The sequence below is a fragment of the Oleiphilus sp. HI0043 genome (assembly GCF_001634935.1).
Map to the genome: position 1 here is coordinate 1 of NZ_LWEY01001326.1, position 1,216 is coordinate 1,216.

Sequence of the window (1,216 nt, forward strand, 5' to 3'; positions counted from 1 at the left end):
TTTATCAATGGGCCCTCTTGTCGCTGCTTTGGCTGCAGGTAACAGATCCATGATCAAGATGTCAGAGTTTACACCGCAGACCTCTGCACTAATCGAGCAACTAATCTCCGACACCTTTCCTCAAGATCTGGTTGCGATTGTTCAGGGTGATGCAGAAGTCGCGACTGAGTTCTCTAGCATCCCATGGAACCATTTACTGTTTACCGGTTCAACGGCTGTTGGCCGCCATGTAATGAAAGCAGCGGCGGCTAACTTAACACCCGTCACGCTTGAGCTTGGCGGCAAATCTCCAACAATCATCTCTGACGATGTCAATATGGACGATGCAACACAGTCAATTGTTTTTGGTAAGGCTTTTAATGCTGGCCAAACCTGCATTGCACCTGACTACATTCTTTGTCCAGAGCACCGCCTGGAGCATTTCGTTGATCGATTCCAACACTTCTTTGCCAAGATGTACCCAACGCTGAAGCACAACACTGACTTCACCAGCGTAGTCGATGAACGACAGCTCGCACGCCTGCAATCTTACCTGGACGATGCAAAAAGCAAAGGCGCAACGATTATTGAGTGCAACCCGGCTGACGAAGATATGCAAACCGGTACACGTAAGATGCCTATCCACCTGGTGCTAAATGCCACTGATGATATGCTAGTGATGCAAGAAGAACTCTTTGGCCCAATCCTGCCAATCCTACCCACTAAGTCGCTAGACCAAGCTCTGGACTTCATTAATGATCGCCCTCAGCCCTTGGCGCTTTACTATTTTGGAATGGACAAAGACGAACAGCAATATGTACTAGAACAAGTTCGAGCTGGCGGCGTCTGCATTAACGACACAGTCTCTCACTTTGCTCAAGAAGACTTACATTTTGGCGGCGTTGGTGAATCAGGTATGGGCTCCTACCACGGCGAGCAAGGCTTCCTGACCTTCTCTCATGCAAAATCAGTATTCTGCAAGAATCATTTCAACAGTACCAAGTTTGCCTACCCTCCTTTTGGTACCTTGATTCATAAGGCCTTATTCTCTATTTTCTTACGATAAGCTAGCTCCTTATAGAGATAACCCTTCAAATGCGCTGGCTATCTTGCCAGCGCAGACTTCTTGTTTACAACAAGCTGACTAGCAACCCACCCGAAATTTGGTTACTATTCCGCCCCTTCTTTAGTTCTTGGTTGTCTATACTTCCAATACTGTAAAATTGACTTAGGCACT

At 47.0% G+C, this 1,216-nt stretch carries 1 protein-coding gene; it reads left to right on the top strand.

The window, feature by feature from the left end; translation table 11 throughout:
- The coding region (locus tag A3729_RS17750; RefSeq protein ID WP_068634138.1) for an aldehyde dehydrogenase family protein at positions 1-1,045 on the top strand (1,045 nt) is incomplete at its 5' end.
- Between the last annotated feature and the right edge of the window lie 171 nt (positions 1,046-1,216).